The sequence below is a fragment of the Tatumella sp. JGM118 genome (genome assembly GCF_018257515.1).
In the GTDB taxonomy this organism is placed as follows: Bacteria; Pseudomonadota; Gammaproteobacteria; order Enterobacterales; family Enterobacteriaceae; genus Tatumella; species Tatumella terrea.
Window position 1 is genome coordinate 409,323 of sequence record NZ_JAERJR010000001.1, and the last position, 26,959, is coordinate 436,281.

Below are 26,959 nucleotides of genomic sequence, written 5' to 3' on the forward strand. Positions count from 1 at the left end.
AGGTTTTGATAAAAAAATATAAATAGATAAATGACTCTTTAAAAGTAATTATCCCGCTGTTGTTGATGATCTGTATCAATTCCCACAACGAATGAATGAAAAAAATCATTGTATGACGGCTATTAAGCGGTTAAATTCAAATAAGATAAATCCCAACGATTTGTAAAAAGAGAAGACTTGAATCATCAGGCTAACAATAAGTGAGGATATATTGAGTGTTCTGTGAGGGTTTTTATTACCTGCTCTTCCTTATCCCGGTAACCAGAGGTAAATTTCTGGCATATTTTACAGAGAGATAGTCGATACATGTCGTTGCTCTATTTCCCGGAATATAATTTCAAACGCAGAGGAAACTATAATGAATTCGGCCAACCTGGTTAAAAATATTTATGATATAAATCTTTCATATTTATTACTTGCGCAACAATTGATCCGTCTGGATAAGTCCTCTGCAATGTTTCGTCTGGGCATTGATGAGTTAATGGCAGATAAGTTGTCAGAACTCACACTTCAGGGACTGGTTAAACTTGCAGAGACTAACCAGTTGATATGTAAAATCCGGTTCAATGATTATCTGGATATTGAACGTCTGACGCAGGATTCGCGAGTCGATGATCTTCAGCAAATTCATACCGGTATTATGCTGGCCAGCAATCTCTTACAGTCGGTTTCTTAGATATTCCGAAGCAATGACGGGAGAACAGTATGAAAACACACAGTGTGATACAGGAAGGTCATGATATTCAGCTGGCGACTGAACTTATTCATCTGGGTGCCAGACTACAATTACTTGAAAATGAAACAATATTGAGTCGCGGGCGTCTGATTAAATTATATAAAGAAATTAAAGGCTGTCCGCCGCCTAAAGGCATGCTTCCTTTTTCCACCGACTGGTTTATGACCTGGGAGCATAACATTCATGCAACGGTATTTTTCCATGCCTGGCTATTTATGCAAAAAACTCATCTTACCCGGGGTGTGGATGCGCTGATAGCGGCTTACCGTCTGTATCTTGAGCAGTGTCCGCCCGGGGAAAACGGACCATTACTGGCTCTGACCCGGGCATGGACGTTGATCCGGTTTACGGAAAGCGGAATGCTTGAACTGGTGGCATGTCGCTGTTGTCACGGCCAGTTTATCAATCATGCACACCAGCCAAAAGGGAGTTTTATCTGTAGCTTATGCCAGCCACCTTCCAGGGCGGTGAAAAGGCGTAAACTTCCCGAAGACGGTGCCGATAACCTGGATAAGTTACCTGCTGATAAATAACTCGCGGTAATAAAAGATTGTTTTAATCGTCAGTTATCCGTATGGAACCGGGGAGTGTAATCCATTCCTGCCAGCATAGGGATATTTTGCATAACAGAACGAGGGTGTAAGGGAGTCTCCGTGTTAATTATTCTGGGATATATTGTAGTTATCGGTTCCGTATTGGGAGGTTACACGCTGGTAGGTGGCGAAATGGGCGCATTATTTCAGCCTACAGAATTGCTCATCATTGGTGGCGCGGGAGTAGGGGCTTTCCTTGTCGGTAATTGTGGAAAATCGATCAATAAAACACTGAAGGCGATTCCGTTATTATTTCGCGGCTCAAAGTATACCAAAAAACATTATCTTGATCTGATGACATTACAGTTCCGGTTGTTATCTAAAGCCCGGCAGCAGGGGGTGCTGGCGCTGGAGAAAGATATTGAAAGCCCGGCGGACAGCGAGATATTTAAATCCTACCCGGCCTTACTGGGGGATGAGATGATCGTTAATTTTATTACGGACTATCTTCGTCTGATTATTAGCGGAAATATGAATGCTTTCGAAATCGAATCATTGATGGATGGGGAAATAGAAACCTACGAATATGAAAGTGACGGTCCGGCGAAAAGTCTGTCTGCAGCCGGTGATGGGCTGCCGGCGTTTGGTATTGTTGCGGCGGTGATGGGAGTCGTGCATGCACTGGCCTCCGCAGACCGGCCTGCAGCCGAACTGGGAGAATTAATTGCTCGTGCGATGGTCGGGACGTTTTTAGGTATTTTATTATCCTATGGTTTTGTCTCTCCTCTGGCGGCGGTATTACGGCAGAAATACGCTGAAAATACCAAGATGATGCAGTGTATAAAAGTGACCTTATTATCCAGCATGCATGGGTATCCGCCGCAAATTGCGGTGGAATTTGGCCGTAAAGTCTTATATTCCAGCGAGCGTCCTTCCTTCAGTGAGTTGGAAGAATATGTGCGGGATAATAAATCGGTTAAAACTTCAGCGGAACAGGATGCATGAAGCAGAATGAATCCAGGATCGTGGTTGTCAGGAAAAAACGATCCTCAGCTCACCAGGAAGAACATGGTTCCTGGAAGATTGCCTATGCGGATTTCATGACAGCGATGATGGCTTTCTTTCTGGTGATGTGGCTGATTTCTATCTCCACGCCGAAAGAATTAGAGAAGATCGCGGAATATTTCCGCATGCCCCTCCGCGTCGCTTTATCGGGCGGTCAGCGCAGCAGCGACAGTGAAAGTCCGGTGCCCGGGGGCGGGCAGGATGTTACGCGTAAGAAAGGCGAGGTCGATAAAACAGACGCAGCGAGAAGCCGCGTACGCCGTGCTGAGGATCGACCGTTAAAGAAACTGAAACAGCGGCTGGAAACTTTATTGCTCTCTGACCCGCGACTCAAAGAGTTACGACCGCATTTACTGATCACCATGGCCAGCCAGGGGCTACGGGTACAGATTATCGATAGCCAGCAACGGCCTATGTTTCGTCGTGGCAGTGCCGAAGTTGAGCCTTATATGCGCACCATTCTCCGGGCGATAGCGCCCATACTGAACGATGTACCGAACAAAATCAGTATTGCCGGGCATACAGATGATTATCAGTATCAGGGCGGTGATAAAGGCTTCAGTAACTGGGAACTCTCAGCCGACAGAGCGAATGCTTCACGTCGTGAACTGGTCCGGGGTGGGCTTAACAGCGGTAAAGTGCTCAGAGTGCTGGGGATGGCGGACACCATGAAACTGAGTCACCGGCAGGGTGACGAGGCCCAGAACCGGCGAATTAGTCTTCTGGTTTTAAACCTGCAGGCTGAACATGCAATTGAAGCAGAAAACAGAGAGGGGCAGGGAATCACACTTTCTGACCCTGCTGAACTTCATTTATCTTCGAAAACTGAGAGTGCTACCGCACCGGCGACCGGTGGGCTGCCGGGATCGGTAACCTCCCCGTCAGTCGTGAGCCCGGGTGCATCGCCGGGATCCGTATCGACCCCGTCAGTCCCGGCCGCGGTTGCATCGCCGGGATCGGTATCGACCCCGTCAGTCCCGGCCCCGGGTGCACCACCGGGACCGGTATCGACCCCGCCGGTTCCGGCCCCCGTTGCATCGCCGGGATCCGTAGCGCACCCGTCAGTCGTGGCCACGGATGCGTCACCCGGGTCAGTAGCGACCCCGCCACTTTCCGCGTCAGGAGAACGGGCTGACCCGGCGGCGGCACAAGCGGTATCTGCAGCCTCCCCGAACGGTTCGCCAGTGTCGGTTACGGCGGAGATGCCCCCCGCCGGAGGGGAGAAGCGCCCTCCGGCGAGCGCTCTTCCGGCTGAGAATCAACGGCAGAGTCCGGCGTCGTCCCCTGCCACCCTCCCTATTGCGCCACAGAGGTAGTCAATCGGACTATGGATATCAGTGATTTTTACCAGACTTTTTTTGATGAAGCCGACGAATTACTGGCGGATATGGAACAACATCTTCTGGACCTCGACCCCGGGGCGCCGGATGCGGAACAACTGAATGCTATTTTTCGGGCAGCACATTCCATCAAGGGCGGGGCAGCCACGTTCGGATTCAGTGTGTTACAGGAAACGACCCATATTCTGGAAAATATTCTGGACACCGCTCGTCGCGGTGAACAGATCCTGAACAGTAATATTATTAATCTGTTTCTGGAAACAAAAGACATCATGCAAGAACAGCTGAATGCCTACAAAAACTCACAGCAACCCGACGAAGAGAGTTTTCGCTATATCTGCGATATGTTGCGTCAGATAGCCCTGACAACGTCTGACCCTCATGAAGACTCCCCGATGTTACTCTGTTCAGAAGATAACGCCCCCGGGGCGACGATGCCGGCGAAAACGTCCTGCGGACTTCGGGTATGTCTGAGTGATCTGAAAGACGGAGAACCGGGTCGGTTGCTGGAAGAGATGCGTAACCTCGGTCAGGTCAGTGATATCTGTCAGCAGGAAAACCGGCTGGAAGCCACCATGACCGGGGTAGGCGCGGATGACCTGATGGCGGTGCTCTGTTTTATCGTGGATGAAGAGCAGGTCACGTTTCCGCCGTTGCCGGTCGCACGCGCGGAGGATCCTGCGGATGAAACGACCACAGCCGGGGGAAGCCCTTCCGCGAGAACGGCCAGACAACCCTCCGTGGCAGTCAAAGCCAGCGAGTCAGCCAGTATTCGTGTGGCCGTTGAGAAGGTCGATCAACTGATCAATCTGGTGGGGGAGCTGGTGATCACCCAGTCGATGTTACAACAGCACGCGAATACGCTGGAAGCCGGAATTCATGGTGACCTGCTGACCAGTATGAGCCAGCTGGAGCGGAATGCCCGCGACCTGCAGGAATCCGTGATGTCTATCCGGATGATGCCGATGGAATATGTCTTCAGTCGCTTTCCCCGACTGGTGCGTGACCTGGCGGCCAGGCTGGAAAAGAAAATCGAGCTGACCCTGGAGGGGAGTTCGACCGAACTGGACAAGAGTCTGATAGAGCGAATTGTTGACCCGCTGACACATCTGGTCCGCAACAGCCTTGATCACGGAATTGAGTTACCGGAACAACGGTTGAAAGCCGGTAAAGCAGCCGCCGGTAATCTGGTCCTGTCTGCTGAGCATCGCGGCGGTAATATCTGCATTGAAGTGACGGATGATGGTGCCGGGCTGAATCGTGAAAAAATCCTTAGCAAAGCCAAAGCCTCCGGTATTCCTGTGCATGACCATATGACCGATGAAGAGGTGGGGCTGCTGATTTTTGCACCTGGTTTTTCCACGGCCGAGCAGGTAACCGACGTTTCCGGGCGTGGTGTGGGCATGGATGTCGTGAAACGGAATATCCAGCAAATGGGCGGCCATGTGGAGATTAATTCCCGGGAAGGTGCCGGGACAACCATCCGCATCCTGTTACCGCTGACACTCGCTATCCTCGACGGAATGTCAGTCCGGGTCGGCAAGGAGGTCTTTATTCTGCCGCTGAATGCGGTGATGGAGTCTCTTCAGCCGCAAAGTCAGGATCTTAAAGCATTGGCGGGAGGGGAGCGTGTTTTAGAGGTCAGAGGCGAATATCTGCCGCTGGTGTCCCTGTCCGGAGTGTTCGAGGTCAGTAATGCACATCAGGATCCGACCCGGGGGATAGCCATCATCTTACAAACCGCGGGTAAACGTTATGCCTTACTGGTTGATCAGTTGATGGGGCAGCATCAGGTTGTGGTAAAAAATCTGGAAAGTAATTACCGCAAAGTCGCAGGTATCTCTGCGGCAACGATTATGGGGGATGGCAGCGTGGCATTAATTGTTGATATTGCCGTACTTCAGTCTTTCAATCGCGATAAGTGCCTGGCGGCGAATGCCGGTTAATCGTTACCGATCCGTTTGCGGAGTGAATGTGGAAAATAAAGCCGAAGAAATTGCAGCGCAGGAATTCCTTGTTTTTACACTGGGAGAAGAAGAATACGGAATTGATATTCTTAAAGTTCAGGAAATACGGGGTTATGATCATGTGACCCGGATTGCGAATACCCCGGCGTTTATTAAAGGGGTAACGAATTTACGGGGCGTTATTGTGCCTATTCTCGATATGCGGATTAAATTTCTGCAAAATAATGTCTCTTATAATGAAAATACGGTCGTCATTGTACTTAATCTTAAAAATCGTGTCGTGGGGATTGTCGTTGACGGCGTGTCTGATGTATTAGCACTCAGTAAAGATGATATACGAGCGGCCCCGGAATTTACCGTGACGTTGTCGACAGAATATCTGACCGGGCTGGGTGCCCGTGGAGAGAGGATGCTTATCCTGGTCGATATTGAAAAGCTGCTGAACAGCGATGAAATGGCGCTGGTGGATAATCTGAATCAAGACTGATGGTGGTGATGCTCAATGAGACAACCTATGTGTGCCTTTCCCCGGCACCGCATTCGCATATTTTTCTCCGGATCATAAAGATTTTCAGCAATAGGCCGATATATGCATCGTCATGCTTATCACAGAGGTCGTTATGTTCAGTCGGATAAAAATTGTCACCAGTTTATTGTGCGTCATTTGCCTGATGGCAATATTTCAGTTTGCCAGCAGTGGAATATTTTTTCATATGCTGAGTAACAGTAATGAAAAATCGGCATTTAGTCAGGCATTAAGAGATCAGCAGCAATATATTACCGGCGTCAATAATGCGCTGCTTCAAAGCAGGAATAATGTCAGTCTGGCCGTCATCAGTATTTTGCAAAGCGGTGATGAAGAGACACCTGAGCAGATAAAAGGGATGCTGAAAGATGCCGAAAAGGAACTCAAAAAAGCTGATACAGGTTTTGATGCCTACAGAAATGCGCTGACAGAAAGCGGAGTTCGTGACCCTCGTCAGCAGGAACTTAGTAAGGCTTACAAGGACTACCGCAGCGGGCTGACAGAGTTGTTATCGATGGCAGAGAGCGGAAATATCAGCGGTCTTTTATCCTTACCGGTCGTGGATAAACAAACGACGTTCGAAAATGCCCTTGCTGTCTGGGTAAAGGCTAATGACGCATTGACAGATAAAGGCATCTCTCAGGGGCAGAACGATTATAAGCATGCGTTATGGATGATCATCGGTGTGCTGATAATCACCCTGATTGTGGTGATCATGGTCTGGATAGGGTTACACCGTATCCTGATCAGGCCACTGCGGGAAAGTATTGAGCATATCCGTCAGGTGGCGAACGGCGATTTAACGCATCCCATTGATGTCATGACAAAAAATGAAATGGGTGAGTTACTGAATAGCGTCAGGTATATGCAACAGGAACTCCGGCATACGGTCGGTCTGGTACGTGACAGTTCCGAGTCAATTTTTTCAGGCGCCAGCGAAATTGCTAACGGAAATACTGATCTGTCAGCACGGACCGAGCAGCAGGCGGCCTCTCTGGAGGAAACGGCTTCCAGTATGGAGCAACTGACCGCGACCGTGAAACAGAATGCCGAAAACGCCCGTCAGGCGTCTCAGTTAGCTCTGAATGCCTCGGAAACTGCGCGTCACGGCGGTTCGGTCGTTGATAATGTGGTACTGACAATGAAAGACATTGCCGGCAGTTCGAAAAAGATTGCCGACATAACCAGTGTGATAGACGGCATTGCTTTTCAGACTAATATTCTGGCCCTTAACGCGGCCGTTGAGGCGGCACGTGCCGGTGAGCAGGGACGGGGGTTTGCCGTTGTCGCCGGCGAAGTGCGTAATCTGGCACAACGCAGTGCCCAGGCCGCAAAAGAGATCAAAACGCTGATCGAAGATTCAGTCAATCGTATCGATTCGGGATCTCAGTTGGTCGAAAACGCAGGAATAACCATGGGTGAGATCGTCAATGCGGTGACGCGGGTGACGGATATCATGGGCGAAATTGCGTCAGCCTCCGAAGAGCAGAGCAGGGGAATCGACCTTGTCAGTACCGCAGTGACCGAAATGGACCGGGTTACCCAACAAAACGCAACCCTGGTCGAGGAATCCGCGTCAGCAGCGGCGAAGCTCGAAGAGCAGGCCGGATTACTGAAACAAGCCGTTGCCGTCTTCCGTATCGGGCAGACACAGCGGGGGGAGGATGAAGTGAAATTACTGGCTAACAGTGAAAGTCAGAAAGCACCGGTACGTCCGGAACAGGCAGCGCTGCCTTCTGCAGATAACTGGGAAACGTTCTGACCCCGTTGTGGTAGTTATCCGCCGGGCCGGTCCGTTGCATCACTTCGGACCGGCCGGTGGGTATGACGGCGTCTGCCGCTCCGGGCGAGTGGACGTTTGTGTGTGACAGAAAAAGGTAGCCCTGCACCGATGGCCAAATTACCGGATAACTCCCCGCAGCCGAAGAGAACCACCGGCAGTAACGCCCCAAAGCTGGTGTTATCTGAAGCGAACTTTCAGCGTATTTGTCAGCTTATTTACCAGCGTGCAGGTATTGTCCTGGCGCCCCATAAACGGGAGATGGTGTATAACCGCCTGATGCGCCGGTTACGTTTACTGGGGATGCATGATTTTAGTCACTATCTGGCTTTGCTGCAAAGTCAGCCGGCCAGCGGTGAATGGCAGGAATTTATTAATGCACTGACCACCAATCTGACCTCGTTCTTTCGCGAAGCCCACCACTTTCCGATTCTGGCTGAACATGCCGCCGCCAGGCAAGGCAGTTATAGTGCCTGGAGTTGTGCCGCATCGACCGGGGAAGAACCTTATTCTATTGCGCTGACGCTGGCTGAGACCCTGGGGATGGCTCCGGGTAAGTTTCATGTCTATGCCACAGATATCGATACGCAGGTGCTCGGTAAAGCGCAGCAAGGCATTTACCGGCAGGAGGCGCTGGATATGCTGTCACCGGAGAAATTACAGCGCTATTTCCTGAAAGGAAAGAGCACCCGGCAGGGTCAGGTATGTATTCGTCCGGAACTTGCGGGGATGGTCCGGTTTGAACAACTGAATCTGCTAAGTCCTGACTGGAAGTTACCGGAGAAATTCGATGCCATCTTCTGCCGTAATATCATGATTTATTTTGATAAAGAAACACAGGCAAGGATCCTTCGTCAGATGGAGCTCGCGCTGAAACCCGGTGGCCTGTTATTCGCCGGGCATTCTGAAAACTTCAGTCAGATAACCCGGGCATTCTGGTTGCGGGGTAAAACGGTCTACAGTCTGGCAAAGGAAAAGTGATGAGTAAAATTACTGTACTGAGTGTGGATGATTCAGCACTGATGCGACAGCTGATGACTGAAATCGTGAACAGCCAGCCGGATATGGAGATGATTGCCACGGCACCGGATCCACTGGTAGCCAGAGAGCTGATTAAGCAGTTCAATCCGATGGTGCTGACGCTGGATGTGGAAATGCCGCGGATGGATGGTCTGGAGTTTCTTGAAAAACTGATGCGTTTGCGGCCCATGCCGGTGATCATGGTCTCTTCGCTGACCGGTAACGGGTCAGAGGTGACCCTGAAAGCGCTGGAACTGGGGGCGGTGGATTTTGTGACTAAGCCGCAGCTGGGCCTGCGGGACGGGATGCTGGCCTATTGCCAGACCATTGCGGAAAAAATTCGCGTTGCGGCCCGTGCACGGCTACAGAAACCAGCCCGGACCAGGCCTGCCGGCGTACTGGCGGCTACCCCTATTCTCAGCAGTGAGAAACTGATCGCTATCGGTGCCTCGACAGGAGGCACTGAAGCGATCCGTCGGGTGCTGGAACGTTTGCCGGCGGTCTCTCCGGCGATACTGATCACTCAACATATGCCCCCCGGATTTACTCACTCCTTTGCCGAACGCCTGAACCGTCTCTGTCAGATCACCGTGAAAGAGGCGGAGGATGGCGAACGCGTATTACCCGGCTTTGCGTATATCGCGCCCGGATCCTTACATATGGAACTGTGCCGTAGCGGGGCAAACTATCAGATCCATCTCCATGAACGCGACCTCGTTAACCGCCATCGGCCATCTGTCGATGTCCTGTTCAATTCCGTGGCCAGATATGCCGGAAGAAATGCCGTGGGGGTCATCCTGACAGGGATGGGCAGTGACGGGGCCGCCGGTTTACTGAAAATGCGTCAGGCCAATGCCTGGACGATAGCACAGAGTGAAGCGACCTGTGTGGTTTTCGGGATGCCGCGGGAAGCCATATTGCTCGATGCGGCTTGCGATGTGGTCGACCTTGAAAATATCAGTCAGCAGATGCTGGCCCATATCAGTCACGGACAAGCGCTCCGTATCTAGTCTTTAAAGGAAGTCTAAGGTATCTATTATGGCAGACAGTAACTTACATTTTTTAGTGGTAGATGATTTTAATACCATGCGGCGTATTGTCCGTAATCTTCTGAAAGAACTCGGTTTTACCAACGTTGAAGAGGCCGAAGATGGTGCCGATGCGCTCAATAAACTACGGACGACGACCTGCGACTTTGTCATAACAGACTGGAATATGCCCAATATGGACGGGCTGGAGTTACTGAAAAATATTCGTGCCGACGAACAGTTAAAAGCGATGCCGGTATTAATGGTTACAGCCGAAGCAAAAAAAGAGAACATTATTGCGGCGGCACAGGCCGGCGCCAGTGGCTATGTGGTTAAACCGTTTACCGCCGCCATTCTGGAAGAGAAGCTCAACAAGATCTTCGAAAAACTCGGAATGTAGGGGGGGATCATGAACCGTATACCACTCCCTGAGGGTGAAAGAGCCGTGCAGGAAATCATCAGTAAGGTCGGCTCGCTGACCCGTATGTTAAGGCATAATCTGCGTGAAATGGGTCTGGAGCAGGCGATAGCGGATGCTGCTGAAGCTATTCCCGATGCCCGCGACAGGCTGGATTACGTCGTACAGATGACAGCCCAGGCCGCAGACAGGGTACTGAGTTGCGTCGAAGCCGCCCAGCCTCATCAGGACAGTATGCAACAGCAGGCAACGGCTCTCAGTTCACGCTGGGATAACTGGTTTGAGGCGCCGTTCGAAGAGGCTGAAGCAAAGCAACTGGTAACCGACACCCGCAGTTTTCTTACAGAGACGAGAGAACATACGACCTTCACCAGTCAGCAACTGTTATCCATAATGATGGCGCAGGATTTTCAGGATCTGACAGGGCAGGTCATCAAACGGATGATGGAAGTGATTCAGGAAATAGAGCATCAGTTGCTGATGGTGCTGCTGGATAATATTCCGGAGTCTGCGCTGTCATCGAAAACCGAAAAAGACGCCTTACTGAACGGACCACAAATCAATAGCAATGTCAGCGGCGTCATCGCTAATCAGGACCAGGTCGATGATTTACTCGACAGTCTGGGGTTCTGAAACACCCCCATCGGTGTCGCACGACTGACAATCTTTGCCTCACTCTGATCCGGTGCGGACAGTGTTGTTTGCACCGGTTTATTCCCGGTCAGTGGCCGGGGAGGATTCCGGCGTTCCAGGGCGCTTACTTTATTCCGCTGCTGAAAAGGGTACGGCTGAAGTTTTGTCACGTGCGCGTGGGCTTTACAGGGCAGAGGCCAGGGGAGGATCCCGGCGTTCTAAGGCGCTTAAATTATTTCGTTGCAGAAAAGGGTACGGCTGAAGTTTTGTCACGTGCGCGGTTGTGCTTCCGGGCCAGAGCCCGGAGGGTTTCCACACGACGATCCCGCCGCAACCTGCCGGGGTTCCTCTGATGGATCCCCGCCGCGGCATTACCCGCGCCATTCACAGAATGGCGCGGGTAACCGGAAAGCTTTTACAGGGTGTGGCTATTCAGTGTTCTTCGCTTGTGCGCCGTACGGGCTTATCCCGGAAATAACCCCAGGCTTTGCTGACTGAAGGACCGATAACCGGGCCTGTTCTCTGGCATGCTGGTCTTTTAGTGACGGAACCGATAATACCGTGGCCGACGAAAACCAGGAAGATAAGACAGAAGCGCCCAGCGCCCACAGGATAGAAAAAGCCCGTGAAGAAGGGGATATCCCGCGATCAAGGGAGCTGACATCATTACTGATGCTACTGGCCGGTTTTTTGCTGCTGAGCAGTAATATCAGCGCACTGGCGGATGCCTTAACCCGGGCCATGCGCGGGTTTCTGGGGGCAGGGTTAGCTGCGGGTGAACCCGGGCAACTGAATGTTGTACTGATATGGCAGGTGGTGTTTGCCGTACTTCCGGTACTGCTGGGGACAATGCTGGTGGCGCTTTGTACCCCGATGCTCATTGGCGGATTTTCGCTGAGTGCCTCGTCTCTGACTTTAAAGCCGGGCCGCATGAACCCCGTCAGTGGGATTAAGCGGCTCTTCAGCGGGCAAATTTTTGCTGAGTTAAGTAAAGCCTTACTGAAAGTGATTATCGCGATGGTGATCACGGGGGAATATCTGTATCAGCACCTGCAGGATTATCTGCTGCTAATCCGTTTGCCGCTGAGTAGTGCCATCCCGCGGGGGTTACAGTTGCTGTTGCCCTGTGCACTGTGGGTCGTGCTGGGGATGATCCCGATGGTGGTGTTTGATGTTTTCTGGCAATTCTATAGTTATTTTAAAAAGCTCCGTATGTCACGTCAGGATATTCGTGATGAGTATAAGCAGCAGGAAGGTAATCCCCAGGTCAAGGGCCGTATCCGGCAACAGATGCGTGCGGCTGCCAGGCAACGAATGATGGCTGCTGTGCCCTTAGCCGATGTTGTCGTGACCAACCCGACCCGGTTTGCTGTCGCATTACAATACCAGGAAGGCAAAATGCAGGCCCCGAAGGTGGTTGCCAAAGGTGCGGATAAGGTTGCCGCGCGGATCCGCGATATCGCCAGTGAGCACCGGATCCCCACCCTTGAAGCCCCGCCACTGGCCCGGGCCCTTTACCGTCATACGGAACCCGGGGAATTTATTCCTGGCGCGCTGTATGGTGCGGTGGCTGAAGTGCTCGCCTGGGTCTGGCAAGTCCGTCGCTGGAAAACCGATGGCGGAGAAAAGCCGGCTACCCCGCATCATGTTCCGGTCCCCGAAGAGATGGATATAAAAGGAGTCACAGAACCCCATGGATAATCTGGCTAAAAAGCTGCGCCTTCCTGCTCACTGGAAAGAGGTTGAGTGGCAGATTCTGGCAGGCCCGGTGCTGATCCTGATGATTTTAGCCATGATGGTGCTGCCGTTACCCCCGTTTCTGCTGGATATGCTGTTTACCTTTAATATTGCGCTGTCGATTATGGTGTTACTGGTGGCGATGTTTACCCGTAAAACCCTCGAATTTGCGGCTTTTCCTACCGTACTGCTGTTTGCGACCCTGCTTCGGCTGGCCCTGAATATCGCCTCCACCCGTATTATTCTGCTGCAGGGACATACAGGGGCGGCCGCGGCCGGCCGGGTCGTCGAGGCATTTGGCCATTTCCTGGTCGGCGGTAACTTTGCTATCGGTATCGTGGTGTTCGTGATCCTGGTGGTGATTAACTTTATGGTGATCACCAAGGGAGCCGGACGTATCGCGGAAGTCGGAGCGCGTTTTGTCCTGGATGGGATGCCCGGCAAGCAGATGGCGATCGATGCCGATCTCAATGCCGGACTGATCGGCGAAGATGAAGCTAAAACCCGCCGCAGCGAGGTAACTCAGGAAGCTGATTTTTATGGCTCGATGGACGGAGCCAGTAAGTTTGTGCGGGGAGATGCGATTGCCGGCATACTGATTATGGTCATTAACATCATTGGCGGTTTGTTGGTTGGCGTCGTCCAGCACGGGCTGGATATCGGCCAGGCAGCGACCAGTTACACACTGCTGACCATCGGAGACGGTCTGGTCGCCCAGATACCGGCGCTGGTTATCTCGACGGCGGCAGGGGTGATCGTGACCCGGGTCAGCACCGACAGCAATGTCGGCGAGCAGATGGTGACTCAGCTATTTACCCATCCGCGGGTGATGCTGCTGAGTGCCGCAGTGCTGGGCCTGCTGGGGATCGTGCCTGGTATGCCCAACCTGGTATTTTTACTTTTTACAGGGATATTGCTGTTCCTTGCCTGGTGGCTGAAAGGAAAAGAAGCCGGCCTCAGTACCCCGGGTTCGTCAGGGCAGACAGAGGCTGCCCTGCCGCCGGCACCGGAGGTCACCTGGCAGGATGTCATTCCGGAAGACCCACTGGCCATGGAGGTCGGTTACCGGCTGATCCCGCTGGTGGATGAGCTTCAGCAGGGGGATTTGCCTGGCCGTATCCGCGGCATTCGTAAAAAATTTGCCGCCTCGACAGGGTTTCTGCCGCCGGCGGTGCATATCCGCGACAATATGACCCTGGCAGCCCCGGCTTACCGTATTCTGATGAAAGGTGTGGAGATCGGCCGCGGCGATGTCTGGCCGGGACGCTGGCTGGCAATTAATCCTGGCGGTGCGACCGGAGAACTGCCGGGAGAGCTCACCCGGGATCCGGCGTTCGGTCTGGAAGCCCGATGGATAGACGGGACATTACGCGAACAGGCGCAGACCCTGGGCTATACCGTCGTCGAAGCCAGTACGGTGGTGGCGACCCATCTGAATCATCTGATTGGTCAGTATGCCAGCGAACTGCTGGGACGTCAGGAAACCCAGCAACTGCTGGACAGAGTCAGCCGTGAAATGCCATTACTGACCGAGGGCCTGGTACCCGGGGTGTTCCCGCTGACTCTGCTGCACAAGGTATTGCAGAATCTGCTGCAGGAGCAGGTCTCAATACGCGATATGCGTACCATTCTGGAAACCCTGGCAGAACATGCCCCATTGACCACCGATGCTGAACAACTGACGGCCGTGGTGCGTATTGCCCTGGGACGGGCGATAACCCAGCACTGGTTTCCGGGCCAGGATGAAATGCAGATCATCGGGCTGGGCCCGAACATGGAAACTTTACTGCTGCAAATCGAACAGAATGGCGGGATTCTGGAGCCGGGGCTGGCCGGACAACTTGACAGCCGCGCGGCGATAGCGATCGAACACCAGGAAACGCTGGGGGTGACTCCGGTACTGGTGGTTCAGCATCCGCTACGGGCGATGTTATCCCGCTATCTGCGCCGGAGCTATCCGCAACTGGTCGTGCTGTCGGTCGCGGAACTGAACGCCCGGCGACCTATCCGTCAGACCGCATCACTGGGGGACTAACGGATGAGCCGGCTCAGCAGGTGGCTGTCGGCGGGGTTACTGGCCGTTGCGCCAGCGCTGGCGGCCGATATCACACTCAGCAAGACACTGGCCGGGCCGGCATTAAGTGTGCGCGGACAATGGGCCACGTCACAGCCGCTGGTTTTCAGGGGCCCACCGGAGGGCCGAATACAACAGACCCGCTGGTTTTACCGGTTAAATGGCCCGATCCCCGCGGGGTTTCAGGCGCAGTTATGCAGGGGGACGGTATGTATCGCACTGGACAGTGGACGGGGAAATACGGGGTATTTTACCGATGCTCCGGTATCGGGAACCTTCCGGTTCAGCTTTCGGGTCCTCAGTGGTGAGGCTATCCGTCCGCAATTGCGGGTGATCAGTGCGGGGGTGACGATCAGTTACCGGCAGCTATCGGCTGCCGGTCAGCAGTCAGCCCCGGTAAAGGCCGGGGCGACGACGGCAGTTACATCCGGTCAACCGTTCTGATGCCCAGAGTCTCCAGACCGCACTTCAGGGTCTTCGCGGTCAGGCTTGCCAGTTTCAGGCGGCTCTGACGGGTTTTCTCGTCGGCGGCGGCCAGGATCGGACAATGCTCATAGAACCCGGAGAACAGGCCAGCCAGGTCATACAGGTAAGAACACATCACATGCGGAGTCCCTTCACGGGCAACCTGCAACAGAGTTTCTTCGAACTGCAACAGGCGGGTCGCCAGCGCAGCTTCGCGGGTTTCGGTCAGGAGAATATCACCTTCCACGGTCTGCACATCGGCACCGGCTTTACGGAACACGGACAGCACCCGGGTATAGGCATACAGCAGGTAAGGGGCCGTATTGCCTTCAAAGGCCAGCATATTATCCCAGTCGAAAATGTAATCCGTGGTACGGTTTTTCGACAGGTCAGCATATTTTACCGCACCGATCCCGATGACTTCCGCCAGATTCTGCAGTTCATCTTCGCCCATTTCCGGGTTTTTGCTTCTGACCAGCGTCAGTGCGCGATCGTGCGCTTCATCCAGCAGGTCAGCCAGTTTAATGGTACCGCCGGCACGTGTTTTAAACGGACGCCCGTCTTTGCCCAGCATCATCCCGAACATATGGTGTTCAAGCGGGATATTTTCCGGTACATACCCGGCTTTGCGGACAATGGTCCATGCCTGCATAAGGTGCTGATGCTGACGGGAGTCGATATAGTAAAGCACGCGGTCCGCTTTCAGCGTTTCATAACGGTATTTGGCACAGGCAATATCCGTGGTGGTGTACAGGTAGCCGCCATCCTTTTTACGGATGATCACTCCCATCGGTTCGCCTTCCTTATTTTTATACTCATCAAGGAAAACAACCACGGCACCTTCACTTTCCACGGCCAGACCTTTTGCTTCCAGGTCAGCAACAATTCCCGGCAGCATCGGGTTATACAGGCTTTCACCCATCACATTGTCACGGGTCAGGCTGACGTTAAGACGGTCATAGTTGTGCTGGTTCTGAGCCATGGTGATATCCACCAGCTTTTTCCACATCTGCGCACAGTATTCGTCGCCACCCTGCAGTTTAACGACATAACCGCGGGCACGTTCGGCAAAGGCCTCATCCTGGTCGTAAAGCTGCTTGGCTTCACGATAAAATGCTTCCAGGTCGGCGAGGGCGATTTCTGTGTCCTGTTCCTGTTGTTTCTTTTCCAGGAAGGCGATCAGCATACCGAACTGAGTTCCCCAGTCACCGATATGGTTGGCACGGACCACGTCATGGCCGAGAAACTCCAGCGTCCGTACGGAAGCATCGCCGATAATGGTGGAACGTAAATGACCGACATGCATCTCTTTGGCGACATTCGGCGCAGAATAGTCGACAACGATACGTTGTGTGGCTACCGGAGAAATATTCAGTTTATCGTGGCTGAGTGCCAGCTCAGCCTGTTCTGCCAGGAAGGCAGGCTCCAGGAAAATATTAATAAAGCCCGGACCGGCGATTTCAGTTTTTCCGGCGATACCTTTCAGATCCAGATGGCTGAGAACCTGCTCTGCGAATTGTCGCGGTGCCTGACCCAGTTTTTTAGCAATAGCCATAATACCGTTGGCCTGATAATCACCGAACTGTGGTTTGGCAGACTGACGTACCTGCGGTTCACAGTCAGCAGGAGCTCCTGCTGCGATCATTGCCTGACTGACTTTTTCTGAAAGAAGAGCCTGAATATTCACCGAATTACCTTCATAAGCTGTTAAACCCCTGACCCGACAGCAAAAGACTGGCAGGCGCACGCATGCAAAAAAGCGCAAAGGGTGTTAATCGAAATTTAGTGCGGCAGTATACGTGAAACCGCGGGTGACGTCAGTAGTCTGATGGTGTCTTCCTGCCGCGCCGCGTTGTACCGGCCTGTCGCCGGGACGACACGATTTTTATCCGGTGGCTTTACATACGGCGGGTAAGCCGCAAAAATAGCGCCCCGGATCCTATTCTGATAAACGACGATGACTGACAAGCCAACTTTTTCCCAATGCCTGCCGGACCTGGCAGCCGATTTAACCCGTTTTTCCAGTGACCTGACCACGCTTGCGGAGCGACTGGGATTATCCCTGGCAATATTAAAGCCAGATCATATTTCTGTGCGTTGCCATCAGAACACGACCGCAGAACGCTGGGCTGCGGGATTCTCACAACTGGGGGAGATGTTTTCACAGGCTGAAATTAATCAGCGGCCGATTTGTCTGTTCCGCCTGCACCAACCGATCAGTTTACTGGGCTGGCAGATTCGGGTGGTGGAATTACCCTGGCCCGGCAATAAACGTTACCCGCATGAAGGGTGGGAACATATTGAGGTGGTCCTGCCGGGCGATCCTGAGACTCTGGGGCAACGGGCGATGGCTCTGATTGCCGATCACGGGCTGACCGCCCCGGGGATTTCGTTTAAAACCAGTCGCCCGGCAGGGGATCAGGATGTGCTGCCTAATCCCACCCTGGCGGTGACGGATGGTAAAACCACCCTCAAATTCCATCCGCATACGCTGGAAGCCATCGTCGCCAGCGAGCAGGCGAACTAATTCAGCCGATTGCCGCCTGTGCCGCGAGGGCAAGCCGCCCGATAGCCTGTGCCAGGGTTTGCGGGTGGCAGGCATAGTTCATCCGAACGCATTGCGGGTCACCGAAGGGGCCACCGGCGCTAAACCCCAACCCGTGCTGTTCGAACCAGAGTGCCGGAGAGTCCACCGCCAGACCACGCGCATCAATCCAGGCCAGGCTGGTGGCCTGCGGGGTGATCATGTTAATGCCAGGGATTTTCCCGACCGCATCGGCCAGCTGGTCACGGTTAATACGCAGAAACTCCTGCTGAGCCTGTAACCAGTCATCGCCGTGCTCCCAGGCGGCTTCGGCGGCAATCATTCCCGTGATTGCCGGCGGCGCTAACAGGCCCTCTGTAGCCTGTAAAAAGCGGCCACGTAAATGCGGGTCAGCGATGATGGCGACCGAGAGCCCCAGCCCGGCAATATTAAAGGTTTTTGCCGGCGAGAACAGGGTAATGGTCCGTTGTGCGGCATCTTCATTCAGCGCAGCAAACGGCTGATGTTTTTTACCCGCGGTCAGTACCAGGTCAGCATGAACTTCATCGCTGCACACCAGCAGATCATGGCGGCGGGCAAACGCTTGCAGCTGCAGTAATTCTTCCCGCTCATACACATAGCCGCCGGGATTGTGCGGATTACAGAGGAACAGCCATTTTTCGTCACCCCGCATCTCTGTTTCCGGAACAGAGACCGGCATCTGCCAGTGCTGACCCGATTGCCTGACCGGCATCAGAGATTGCCGTCGCTGAAGGCGGTGTGCGAACTGACTAAAAGGCGGGTAGTGCAGGGAGGTTGTGATTGACGCCTGATCGGGACGACTCAGATAGCGCAAAATTATCTCAATCGCGCATTGTGTCCCCGGCAGCACGACCAGCCATTCCCGCGGCACCTGCCACTGGTGATGCCGGGCAAGCCAGGCCATACAGGCCTCAGCCACTTTTTCCGGCGCGACCGGGTAGCCGAAAATACCGTGCTCGACCCGTTGTTGTAAGGCTTCAATGACGCAGGGAGCGGTCCGGTAATCACTGTCGGCGATCCACAGGGGGAGAATATCTTTTCCGGCATATTTCGCCCATTTAACGCTATCACTGTGAACCCGGTCGATCCTTTCCCTGAAATTGAATGTCATTATTACTCCTCCCGTTTACAGGACGGCTAAACGTTATTCCTCGCATCAATATCACACTGTAACAATCAGCCCGAACTTTTATAAGGAGAATGTCATGGCTACGCTGGAAATCTGTTGCTACGGTGCGGAGTGTGCCCTGAATGCTGAGCAGGCTGGCGCTGATCGTATCGAGTTATGTGCAGCCCCGCCGGAGGGGGGCCTCACGCCCTCCTATGGCCTTCTGCAGACGGTCATTTCTCAGGTGACCCTCCCGGTACACCCTATCATCCGCCCGCGGGGGGGCGATTTTTGTTACAGCGAAACGGAGTTCCGCGTGATGAAAGCAGATATCGCACTGGTGCGTGAAATGGGGTTCCCGGGGTTGGTGATCGGTCTGCTCGATGCCGGCGCGCATATCGACCTGCAACGGATGGAAGAGGTAATGACTCTTTGCGACGGGATTTCGGTCACGTTCCACCGGGCTTTTGACCTCTGTCATAACCCTTACCGCGCACTGGAAGAGTTGTCCGGGCTGGGTGTGGACCGGATACTGACCTCCGGGCAGCAGGAGTGTGCCGAAAACGGGCTGGTGCTGTTAACCGCGCTGAACCAGCGGAGTCAGGCCATGGGCGGACCGGTGATTATGGCCGGTGCCGGCGTCAGGCTCAGTAACCTGCAACGGTTTGTGGATGCCGGACTGACCGAAGTTCACAGTTCAGCCGGGAAACCGGTCAGTTCACCGATGCATTATCGTAAAGCGGGGGTCAGCATGAGTGCCCTCGGGCCGGCCGATGAATTTACCCGCTATGTCGTTGATGAAGAGATGGTGTCGGCGATGAAGAGTATGCTGCAGTAAAGCTGTCTCCGGCCATCGAGCGGCGGGTTGCCGGCGATGGCGGTTTACCTGAATGTAATCCTTCACTGATCTGCTGGCGACAGGCTATCAGCAAAGACAGTCTGACCGTTCTGCCGACGGTGGTAAAAGCGCGGGCAGGCGGAATATTCCTCAGTATTATTAGTGACAGCGTCACTTATCATCATACAGAACCAACGGATTGGCCGCACAGGTGCAACGGGTCTGTGTAAAGCACTCACGGTATGGCTGGCTGTTGTCCGGGGGCGTTTTTCGGTTGACCGACTGCAGCAGAGCCGGTTCACTGCCTGACATTCTGACATTCTGACATTCTGACATTCTGACATTCTGACATTCTGACATTCTGACATTCTGACATTCTGACACTCCGACACTCCGACACTCCGGCACTCTGGCACTCTGGCACTCTGGCACTCACGCAGAGATGCCGTGCAAAGTATTCACGGTAGTGATTAAGGGGCGTCCGGAGGTGTTCGCCGTTGACAGTGTACAGCAGTGCTGACTCCCTGACTCCCTGATTCCCTGATTCCCTGATTCCCTGATTCCCTGATTCCCTGACTCCCTGACTCTCTTCCGGGGCAGACGCGGGTATGCCATGCGGGCCATTGACGTGCGTGGTTGATTTTCGTCCGGAAATATTTACCGTTGACAGGGTTCTGGCAGAGCAGATTTGCTGTCTTACAGTCTTACAGTCTTACAGTCTTACAGTCTTACAGTCTTACAGTCTTACAGTCTTACAGTCTTACGGTCTTGCTGTCTTGCTGTCTTATCGTCTCACGCTCTGCTGTGGTGTATCCCGCGGGTGATAGCATTAAAGGGGATGGCTGTCATCCGGCAGGCCTCTCCCCGCAGTATGGGCGGAATAACGCTGCAAGGCGGATATTGTGACGACAGAGTGAGAAGAGGTCGGGGTGGTAGTGACGTTGTCACTTTATTGGCCGGTGTCACGCACAAAGAATGGAGGCACCGTGATTGCCGAGAGACGGGAGGGTGAGCGCGGGCCACGAAAGTTCGACCGGGGTTTGTACCGATACGTCCGGAAACTGCCCGGGTAACAGCCTGACGAACGACGGGTCACCTCACCGGCAACCCGTCCGGAGCCGCCAGACGGGCTCCGTTAACAGTATCAGGGTTTACGGGCAATCAGCACTGCACGTAACGGCGCAGGATATCCCTCAACGGTCAGTTGCGGGTTTTCAGGGTCAAGAAACTCTGCCAGTGAATCGCTGGTCATCCACCCGGTCCGGCGCTGCTCATCGGTCGAGGTCAGCACATGGTCGGCAATCCGCACATCCACAAAACCACATTTCTCCAGCCAGTGCTTCAGCGCCACGGCGGAGGGCAGAAAATAGACGTTTCGCATCTGTGCATATCGCTCACCCGGTACCAGGACCGCGTTTTCATCACCTTCGATGACCAGCGTCTCCAGCACCAGTTCGCCACCGCTGACCAACTGGCTCTTCAGTTGCCACAGGTGCTCCAGCGGAGATCGGCGGTGGTAAAGTACGCCCATCGAGAACACGGTATCGAAGGCATTCAGTTCAGGCAACTGCTCGATACCCACCGGTAACAGATGCGCACGCGGGTCATCACCCAGCAGTTTACGCACCGCCTCAAACTGGCATAAAAACAGCTGCATCGGGTCGATACCGACCACCATCGAAGCGCCGGCGCCCAGCATCCGCCACATGTGATAACCGCTGCCGCAACCGACATCCAGAATCGTCCGTCCTTCCAGCGGGGAAATATGCGGCAGTACCCGATCCCATTTCCAGTCTGAACGCCACTCCGTATCAATATCGGTGCCGTACAACGCGAAAGGACCTTTGCGCCAGGGCATCAGCTGGCGCAGTAACGTCTCGATCCCCTGGCGCTGACGTGGTGTCAGGTCATCGCGGTCCGCCGTGACGCCGTTGACCAGATCCAGGCGTTGTGGTGTCAGCAACGGTAAGTGGTCAATGGTTTTTTTCCAGTGACGGAAATGACCATGTAAACTTTCACGCTGCCACTGGCTCAGTTGAGCCGGCAGCACTTCCAGCCAGGGTGCCAGAGGCCCCGTGGCGATTTGCTGATAAAAACGTCCAAAATCAATCATTTTAAAGCCACAAGTGAACCAAAATTAAAACACTGAAACCACAGTTCCGCATGACGGAATCCGGCCTGTGCCAGCCGTGATTTATGTGTCGTGACGCTGTCTGTCAGCATGACATTTTCCAGCATGCTGCGTTTCTGACTGATTTCCAGTTCGCTGTAACCGTTGGCACGTTTAAAGTCATGGTGCATATCGAACAACAGCTCACCGGTCTTCTGATCATCAAAACTGAATTTTTCTGATAACACCAGCGCACCGCCGGGATTCAGACCCCGGTAGATTTTTTCCAGTAGTTGCAGACGCTCTGCGGGGTCAAGAAACTGCAGAGTGAAATTCAGAACCACCAGCGACGCATTACTGATATCGACAGAACGAATATCGTCCTCAATCACCTGTACCGGTGTCTCTGCCCTGAAAGCATCGATATGACGACGACAGCGCTCCACCATGGCGGGGGAGTTATCCACGGCGATAATTTCACACCCGGGATGGTGAATGTTACGGCGGACGGAGAGGGTGGCGGCCCCCAGCGAACAGCCAAGGTCATAGACACGGCTATCCGGGCGGACAAAACGTTCTGCCAGCATCCCAATCATGGAAATAATATTTGAGTATCCGGGCACTGAGCGCTGGATCATATCCGGGAAGACTTCGGCAACCCGTTCATCAAAAGTCCAGTCACCTAATCGTTCAATAGGTGCTGAAAAAAGGGTATCACGGTCAGACATCACACTATCCGCAAGGTCCAGAAAACGACTATTCTCGCAGAAACTGGCGCAGCCTGCACCCACCTGCGTGACTTTTCACGCATCTCAGCGTCAATTCAGGCTGCAGCGTATAAAAACAGCGCTTTTATCACGGGCTGTAGCGGGCACGTCTCAGAACAGGGTCGCCTGGTCCGGCCATTCGGGCAGGGGCGGTAACCCGTCGCTGTATGGCTGGATCTGCGGCCATAAACGGTGCAGTAGCGGAAAAACGTCACCCATCTCCGGGGTATGGATAAACAGCAGCGGCGAGTGGGCTGCCTGCCACTCCTGTAACCGCGCGGACCAGTCAGAAAACAGAGCGGCGGAATCATTGACATCATCACTGCCGATAAAGCGGATCATCGGGGCGTCGGCGGTCCGTACGGCATGAACCGGGACTTTCGGCTTTTTGGCTTTGGCATCCCGTGCGGCTGCGGTTTGCGAGGGTGACGCATGTACCGCCCGGCTGTCGAGGATCACCCGATTGACACCGCGATCGGCCAGTCCCCGGTTCAGCACCCGTTCGGCCTCTCCCCGGGCAAAGAACTCCGGATGACGGACTTCCACCCCGTAGCTGAACGCCCCGGGCAGGGCAGACAGAAACTGCCATAAATCCGGTAACTGAGCAGGAGCGAAGCTCGCCGGTAACTGTAACCAGTATTGAGCAATACGCTCGCTGAGCGGATCCATGCGACGTAAAAACTCACTGAGCAAATCGTCACAGTGACGTAATTGTGCGTGGTGACTGACGGAGGCCGGAAACTTAAAGCAAAAGCGGAAGTCCTCTCCCGTCATGGCTTTCCAGCGCAGGACGGTTTCTGCCTCCGGCAGAGCATAAAGCGTGGTATTCCCTTCCACACAGTTAAAATGCCGGGCATACTCTTCCAAAGTATGCAGGCCCGCCCGTTTCCAGTTCGGGTGTTGCCATTGAGGTAATCCGATGCGCAGACTCACGGGGCATCCTTCTTCGGTGACTGACCAGATAAAATATCGCGCAAGAATAGCCCGGATCCTGCCGGCAGCGAAACGGGCTGCGACCGAATGGCGAGGAATCAACCGCTTTCACGCGCCTCTACTTATCCTCGGGCAGATTTTCCAGTATAATACGCCCCATTTTGTAGCCGGCTGATTTGCCGGCACACACTCCGGACACATTTTCAGACCGCTGCGGCAAGGTCAAAAAGGATAGCGTAATGCGTACAGAATATTGCGGACAGCTCAACCTGTCCCATGTAGGACAGAAAGTCACTCTTTGCGGCTGGGTAAACCGCCGCCGTGACCTGGGAAGCCTGATTTTTATCGATATGCGCGATCGTGAAGGTATCGTTCAGGTCTTCTTCGACCCTGACTATGCACAGGCTTTTTCTCTGGCGTCAGAACTGCGTAACGAGTTCTGCATCTCGCTGGAAGGTGTGGTTCGTGCCCGTGATGAGCGTAATAAAAACAGCGAAATGGCGACCGGTGAAGTGGAAGTGCTGGCTACCGGCCTGACCATTATCAACCGTTCTGAACCTCTGCCGCTGGACTCAAACCACGTCAATTCTGAAGAAGCCCGTCTGAAATATCGCTACCTGGACCTGCGTCGTCCTGAAATGGCTCAACGTTTCAAGACCCGTGCCCGTATCAGCAGCTTCGTACGTCGCTTTATGGACGATAATGCGTTTCTCGACATTGAAACTCCGATGCTGACCAAAGCCACACCGGAAGGCGCACGTGACTATCTGGTGCCGAGCCGTGTTCATAAAGGTGAGTTCTACGCGCTGCCGCAGTCTCCTCAGCTGTTTAAACAATTGCTGATGATCTCCGGCTTCGACCGTTATTACCAGATAGTGAAATGCTTCCGTGATGAAGACCTGCGTGCGGACCGTCAGCCTGAGTTCACTCAGATAGACGTGGAAACCTCGTTTATGACGGCGCCTCAGGTTCGTGAAATCATGGAGCGTATGATCCGTGAACTGTGGCAGGAAATTCTCAACGTCGATCTGGGCAATTTCCCGCAGATGACTTACGCAGAAGCCATGCGCCGTTACGGTTCTGATAAGCCGGATTTACGTAACCCGATGGAACTGACAGATGTGGCTGACCTGCTGAAAGACGTTGAATTTGCTGTCTTTGCCGGACCGGCCAATGATACCAAAGGCCGTGTGGCGGCATTGCGTGTGCCAGGCGGTGCTCAGCTGACCCGTAAACAGATTGATGAATACACGAAATTTGTCGGTAACTACGGTGCGAAAGGCCTGGCCTGGATGAAGGTGAACCAGCGTGATGCGCTGCCGGAAGGTATTCAGAGCCCGGTGGCGAAGTTCCTGAGTGCAGAGATCCTCGAAGCTATCCTGCAACGTACCGGAGCGACCGATGGCGATTTGATCTTCTTCGGCGCAGACAAAGCCGGTGTGGTAGCCGACGCCATGGGTGCGCTGCGTCTGAAAACCGGCCGTGATCTGGAGATCACCGAAACTTCCCGTTGGGCGCCGCTGTGGGTGGTTGACTTCCCGATGTTCGAGGATGATGGTGAAGGGCACCTGGCGGCCATGCACCATCCGTTCACCGCACCGCGTGATCTGTCGCCACAGGCGCTGATGGCTGCGCCAGCAGAAGCGATCGCGAATGCTTATGACATGGTCATCAACGGCTATGAAGTCGGGGGCGGTTCGGTCCGTATCCACGATGGCAGCATGCAGCAGGCTGTGTTTACGTTGCTGGGCATCGATGAAGCACAGCAGCAGGAGAAATTTGGCTTCCTGCTGGATGCGCTGAAATATGGTGCACCACCGCATGCCGGTCTGGCCTTCGGTCTGGATCGTCTGGCCATGCTACTGACCGGAACAGATAACATCCGTGATGTTATTGCCTTCCCGAAAACCACGGCTGCTGCCTGTCTGCTGACCGATGCACCGGGCGAAGCAAATCCGGAGGCTCTGGAAGAGCTGGCATTGCAGGTAGTGAAAAAAGAGAAAAAACCCGCGGAACCGGCCGGTCACTGATGACAAATTATAAGCACCCGGTCTCGGTATTGGTCGTCATTTATGCGCAGGATACCGGCAGGGTGCTGATGTTACAGCGCCGGGATGACGCCGGCTTCTGGCAGTCGGTCACCGGCAGCCTGGAGCCAGGGGAGAGCCCTGCGCAGGCGGCCCGCCGTGAAGTACGGGAAGAGACAGGCCTCGATATCGATGCCGAAGGGTTTCCGCTGGTGGATTGCCGGCAGGAGATTACTTTTGAGATCTTCCCCCACTACCGGCACCGTTATGCCCCCGGGGTGACTCATAATCAGGAGCATTGGTTTTTGTTACCGTTACCTACCGGCTTACCGGTGACATTGACCGAACATTTATCCTGTCAGTGGTTACCTGCGGAACAGGCGGCGGTGCTGACAAAATCCTGGAGTAACCGTGAGGCTATCGAAAGATTCCTGATGGATCCGCCATGATGCCGGGATAAAGTCCCTGTGGTTCTGCAGAGCGCGCTGTACCCGATTATCTAATAACGAGATAGTGAGAGAATTAATATGGCTGGACATAGTAAATGGGCTAACACCAAACACCGTAAAGCGGCTCAGGATGCTAAACGGGGTAAAATTTTCACCAAAATTATCCGTGAGCTGGTGACTGCAGCCAAACTGGGGGGCGCGGATGCTTCCTCCAACCCGCGTCTGCGTGCGGCGATGGATAAAGCATTATCTAATAACATGACCCGTGACACTATGGATCGTGCGATTGCCAGGGGTGCCGGTGGCGAAGACAATGCCAACATGGAAACCATCGTTTATGAAGGCTATGGTCCGGGCGGCAGTGCGATCATGGTGGAATGTCTGAGTGATAACCGCAACCGTACGGTATCTGAAGTGCGTCATGCCTTCACTAAAACCGGCGGTAACCTGGGAACCGACGGCTCTGTTGCTTATCTGTTCAGCCGGAAAGGGGTGATCTCTTATGCGCCGGGCCAGGATGAAGATACCGTAATGGAAGCGGCACTCGAAGCCGGTGCCGAGGATGTTGTCAGCTACGATGATGGCGCTATCGATGTCTTCACTGCCTGGGAAGAACTGGGGAAAGTCCGTGATGCACTGGACGCGACCGGTCTGACGGCAGACAGCGCTGAAGTCACCATGATCCCGTCGACCAAAGCGGAAATGGATGCCGAAACGGCACCAAAACTGCTGCGTCTGGTGGATATGCTGGAAGATTGTGATGATGTACAGGAAGTTTACCATAACGGTGAAATTTCTGATGAGGTTGCGGCGACGCTGTAACCGGTCTGAGGCGTTGA

General features: G+C 53.9%; 24 protein-coding genes. 19 read left to right on the top strand and 5 right to left on the bottom strand.

Annotation, left to right across the window (positions count from 1 at the left end):
- The first annotated feature begins 358 nt into the window (after positions 1-358).
- From flhD to JK223_RS01950, 14 genes are all read left to right on the top strand, one after another.
- Positions 359-676, top strand: coding sequence for a flagellar transcriptional regulator FlhD (gene flhD, locus JK223_RS01885; protein WP_212712510.1), 318 nt, complete (start codon positions 359-361; stop codon positions 674-676).
- 29 nt (positions 677-705) lie between these two features.
- Positions 706-1,269, top strand: a complete 564-nt coding sequence (gene flhC / locus JK223_RS01890; RefSeq protein WP_212712511.1) for a flagellar transcriptional regulator FlhC — start codon at positions 706-708, stop codon at positions 1,267-1,269.
- Positions 1,270-1,389: 120 nt separating this feature from the next.
- Positions 1,390-2,274, top strand: a complete 885-nt coding sequence (motA, locus tag JK223_RS01895) for a flagellar motor stator protein MotA (protein WP_212712512.1) — start codon at positions 1,390-1,392, stop codon at positions 2,272-2,274.
- On the top strand, positions 2,271-3,650 hold the full coding sequence (gene motB, locus JK223_RS17100; protein ID WP_212712513.1) for a flagellar motor protein MotB: 1,380 nt from the start codon (positions 2,271-2,273) through the stop codon (positions 3,648-3,650). The genes motA and motB overlap by 4 nt, the downstream gene beginning before the upstream one ends.
- 11 nt (positions 3,651-3,661) lie before the next feature.
- On the top strand, positions 3,662-5,620 hold the full coding sequence (gene cheA / locus JK223_RS01905) for a chemotaxis protein CheA (protein WP_212712514.1): 1,959 nt from the start codon (positions 3,662-3,664) through the stop codon (positions 5,618-5,620).
- A 28-nt stretch (positions 5,621-5,648) separates the two neighbouring features.
- Positions 5,649-6,128 (top strand): chemotaxis protein CheW, encoded by a 480-nt coding sequence (gene cheW / locus JK223_RS01910; RefSeq protein ID WP_343870749.1) that lies wholly within the window; start codon positions 5,649-5,651, stop codon positions 6,126-6,128.
- Between the two features lie 133 nt (positions 6,129-6,261).
- Complete coding sequence (locus JK223_RS01915; RefSeq protein ID WP_212712516.1) at positions 6,262-7,929, top strand: methyl-accepting chemotaxis protein; 1,668 nt, start codon at positions 6,262-6,264, stop codon at positions 7,927-7,929.
- 129 nt (positions 7,930-8,058) lie between these two features.
- Positions 8,059-8,928, top strand: a complete 870-nt coding sequence (gene cheR, locus JK223_RS01920) for a protein-glutamate O-methyltransferase CheR (RefSeq protein WP_212712517.1) — start codon at positions 8,059-8,061, stop codon at positions 8,926-8,928.
- Positions 8,928-9,977, top strand: a complete 1,050-nt coding sequence (locus tag JK223_RS01925; protein WP_212712518.1) for a chemotaxis response regulator protein-glutamate methylesterase — start codon at positions 8,928-8,930, stop codon at positions 9,975-9,977. Before cheR ends, JK223_RS01925 begins: the two co-directional genes overlap by 1 nt.
- A 28-nt stretch (positions 9,978-10,005) precedes the next feature.
- The gene (gene cheY / locus JK223_RS01930; RefSeq protein ID WP_212712519.1) at positions 10,006-10,395 is read left to right on the top strand and encodes a chemotaxis response regulator CheY; all 390 of its coding nucleotides are present in this window, start codon (positions 10,006-10,008) and stop codon (positions 10,393-10,395) included.
- A gap of 9 nt (positions 10,396-10,404) precedes the next feature.
- Positions 10,405-11,046, top strand: coding sequence for a protein phosphatase CheZ (gene cheZ / locus JK223_RS01935; RefSeq protein ID WP_212712520.1), 642 nt, complete (start codon positions 10,405-10,407; stop codon positions 11,044-11,046).
- A 561-nt stretch (positions 11,047-11,607) separates the two neighbouring features.
- Positions 11,608-12,747 (top strand): flagellar biosynthesis protein FlhB, encoded by a 1,140-nt coding sequence (gene flhB / locus JK223_RS01940; protein WP_212712521.1) that lies wholly within the window; start codon positions 11,608-11,610, stop codon positions 12,745-12,747.
- Positions 12,740-14,818, top strand: a complete 2,079-nt coding sequence (gene flhA / locus JK223_RS01945; RefSeq protein WP_212712522.1) for a flagellar biosynthesis protein FlhA — start codon at positions 12,740-12,742, stop codon at positions 14,816-14,818. Before flhB ends, flhA begins: the two co-directional genes overlap by 8 nt.
- A gap of 3 nt (positions 14,819-14,821) precedes the next feature.
- Positions 14,822-15,301, top strand: coding sequence for a flagellar protein FlhE (locus JK223_RS01950; protein ID WP_212712523.1), 480 nt, complete (start codon positions 14,822-14,824; stop codon positions 15,299-15,301).
- Here JK223_RS01950 and argS read toward each other — a convergent pair.
- Entirely contained in the window at positions 15,279-17,009 is a 1,731-nt protein-coding gene (argS, locus tag JK223_RS01955; RefSeq protein WP_212712524.1) for an arginine--tRNA ligase, read from the bottom strand. The genes JK223_RS01950 and argS overlap by 23 nt on opposite strands.
- 270 nt (positions 17,010-17,279) lie before the next feature.
- On the opposite strand from argS, the gene JK223_RS01960 reads away from it, so the two are divergent.
- On the top strand, positions 17,280-17,849 hold the full coding sequence (locus tag JK223_RS01960; RefSeq protein WP_212712525.1) for a VOC family protein: 570 nt from the start codon (positions 17,280-17,282) through the stop codon (positions 17,847-17,849).
- Between the two features lies 1 nt (position 17,850).
- Here the strand turns inward: JK223_RS01960 and JK223_RS01965 are convergent, their stop codons facing one another.
- Complete coding sequence (locus tag JK223_RS01965) at positions 17,851-18,999, bottom strand: MalY/PatB family protein (RefSeq protein ID WP_212712526.1); 1,149 nt, start codon at positions 18,997-18,999, stop codon at positions 17,851-17,853.
- Positions 19,000-19,093: 94 nt separating this feature from the next.
- Between JK223_RS01965 and cutC the strand changes: the two genes are divergently transcribed.
- Positions 19,094-19,834 carry a copper homeostasis protein CutC gene (gene cutC, locus JK223_RS01970; protein ID WP_212712527.1) on the top strand — a complete coding sequence of 247 codons (741 nt, stop codon included), beginning with the start codon at positions 19,094-19,096 and terminating at the stop codon, positions 19,832-19,834.
- 1,144 nt (positions 19,835-20,978) lie between these two features.
- On the opposite strand, the gene cmoB is transcribed toward cutC, so the two are convergent.
- The 3 genes from cmoB to JK223_RS01985 form a co-directional block, all read right to left on the bottom strand.
- Positions 20,979-21,947 carry a tRNA 5-methoxyuridine(34)/uridine 5-oxyacetic acid(34) synthase CmoB gene (cmoB, locus tag JK223_RS01975; RefSeq protein WP_212712528.1) on the bottom strand — a complete coding sequence of 323 codons (969 nt, stop codon included), beginning with the start codon at positions 21,945-21,947 and terminating at the stop codon, positions 20,979-20,981.
- Complete coding sequence (gene cmoA / locus JK223_RS01980; RefSeq protein WP_212712529.1) at positions 21,944-22,672, bottom strand: carboxy-S-adenosyl-L-methionine synthase CmoA; 729 nt, start codon at positions 22,670-22,672, stop codon at positions 21,944-21,946. The genes cmoB and cmoA overlap by 4 nt, the downstream gene beginning before the upstream one ends.
- A gap of 150 nt (positions 22,673-22,822) precedes the next feature.
- Entirely contained in the window at positions 22,823-23,644 is an 822-nt protein-coding gene (locus JK223_RS01985) for a DUF72 domain-containing protein (RefSeq protein ID WP_212712530.1), read from the bottom strand.
- Between the two features lie 239 nt (positions 23,645-23,883).
- On the opposite strand from JK223_RS01985, the gene aspS reads away from it, so the two are divergent.
- The 3 genes from aspS to JK223_RS02000 all read left to right on the top strand — a co-directional run bounded on the left by aspS (position 23,884) and on the right by JK223_RS02000 (position 26,942).
- Positions 23,884-25,674 (top strand): aspartate--tRNA ligase, encoded by a 1,791-nt coding sequence (gene aspS, locus JK223_RS01990; RefSeq protein ID WP_212712531.1) that lies wholly within the window; start codon positions 23,884-23,886, stop codon positions 25,672-25,674.
- A complete protein-coding gene (gene nudB / locus JK223_RS01995; protein WP_212712532.1) occupies positions 25,674-26,120 on the top strand; it encodes a dihydroneopterin triphosphate diphosphatase in 447 nt (148 codons plus the stop codon). The genes aspS and nudB overlap by 1 nt, the downstream gene beginning before the upstream one ends.
- A 78-nt stretch (positions 26,121-26,198) precedes the next feature.
- Positions 26,199-26,942 carry a YebC/PmpR family DNA-binding transcriptional regulator gene (locus tag JK223_RS02000; RefSeq protein WP_212712533.1) on the top strand — a complete coding sequence of 248 codons (744 nt, stop codon included), beginning with the start codon at positions 26,199-26,201 and terminating at the stop codon, positions 26,940-26,942.
- Positions 26,943-26,959 lie beyond the last annotated feature (17 nt).

Coding starts and splice junctions, on each gene's coding strand:
- flhD (WP_212712510.1), top strand. CDS start 359: ATGAATTCGGCCAACCTGGTTAAAAATATTTATGATATAAATCTTTCA.
- flhC (WP_212712511.1), top strand. CDS start 706: ATGAAAACACACAGTGTGATACAGGAAGGTCATGATATTCAGCTGGCG.
- motB (WP_212712513.1), top strand. CDS start 2,271: ATGAAGCAGAATGAATCCAGGATCGTGGTTGTCAGGAAAAAACGATCC.
- cheA (WP_212712514.1), top strand. CDS start 3,662: ATGGATATCAGTGATTTTTACCAGACTTTTTTTGATGAAGCCGACGAA.
- JK223_RS01915 (WP_212712516.1), top strand. CDS start 6,262: ATGTTCAGTCGGATAAAAATTGTCACCAGTTTATTGTGCGTCATTTGC.
- cheR (WP_212712517.1), top strand. CDS start 8,059: ATGGCCAAATTACCGGATAACTCCCCGCAGCCGAAGAGAACCACCGGC.
- JK223_RS01925 (WP_212712518.1), top strand. CDS start 8,928: ATGAGTAAAATTACTGTACTGAGTGTGGATGATTCAGCACTGATGCGA.
- cheY (WP_212712519.1), top strand. CDS start 10,006: ATGGCAGACAGTAACTTACATTTTTTAGTGGTAGATGATTTTAATACC.
- cheZ (WP_212712520.1), top strand. CDS start 10,405: ATGAACCGTATACCACTCCCTGAGGGTGAAAGAGCCGTGCAGGAAATC.
- flhA (WP_212712522.1), top strand. CDS start 12,740: ATGGATAATCTGGCTAAAAAGCTGCGCCTTCCTGCTCACTGGAAAGAG.
- JK223_RS01950 (WP_212712523.1), top strand. CDS start 14,822: ATGAGCCGGCTCAGCAGGTGGCTGTCGGCGGGGTTACTGGCCGTTGCG.
- JK223_RS01960 (WP_212712525.1), top strand. CDS start 17,280: ATGACTGACAAGCCAACTTTTTCCCAATGCCTGCCGGACCTGGCAGCC.
- JK223_RS01965 (WP_212712526.1), bottom strand. CDS start 18,999: ATGACATTCAATTTCAGGGAAAGGATCGACCGGGTTCACAGTGATAGC.
- cutC (WP_212712527.1), top strand. CDS start 19,094: ATGGCTACGCTGGAAATCTGTTGCTACGGTGCGGAGTGTGCCCTGAAT.
- cmoB (WP_212712528.1), bottom strand. CDS start 21,947: ATGATTGATTTTGGACGTTTTTATCAGCAAATCGCCACGGGGCCTCTG.
- cmoA (WP_212712529.1), bottom strand. CDS start 22,672: ATGTCTGACCGTGATACCCTTTTTTCAGCACCTATTGAACGATTAGGT.
- aspS (WP_212712531.1), top strand. CDS start 23,884: ATGCGTACAGAATATTGCGGACAGCTCAACCTGTCCCATGTAGGACAG.
- nudB (WP_212712532.1), top strand. CDS start 25,674: ATGACAAATTATAAGCACCCGGTCTCGGTATTGGTCGTCATTTATGCG.
- JK223_RS02000 (WP_212712533.1), top strand. CDS start 26,199: ATGGCTGGACATAGTAAATGGGCTAACACCAAACACCGTAAAGCGGCT.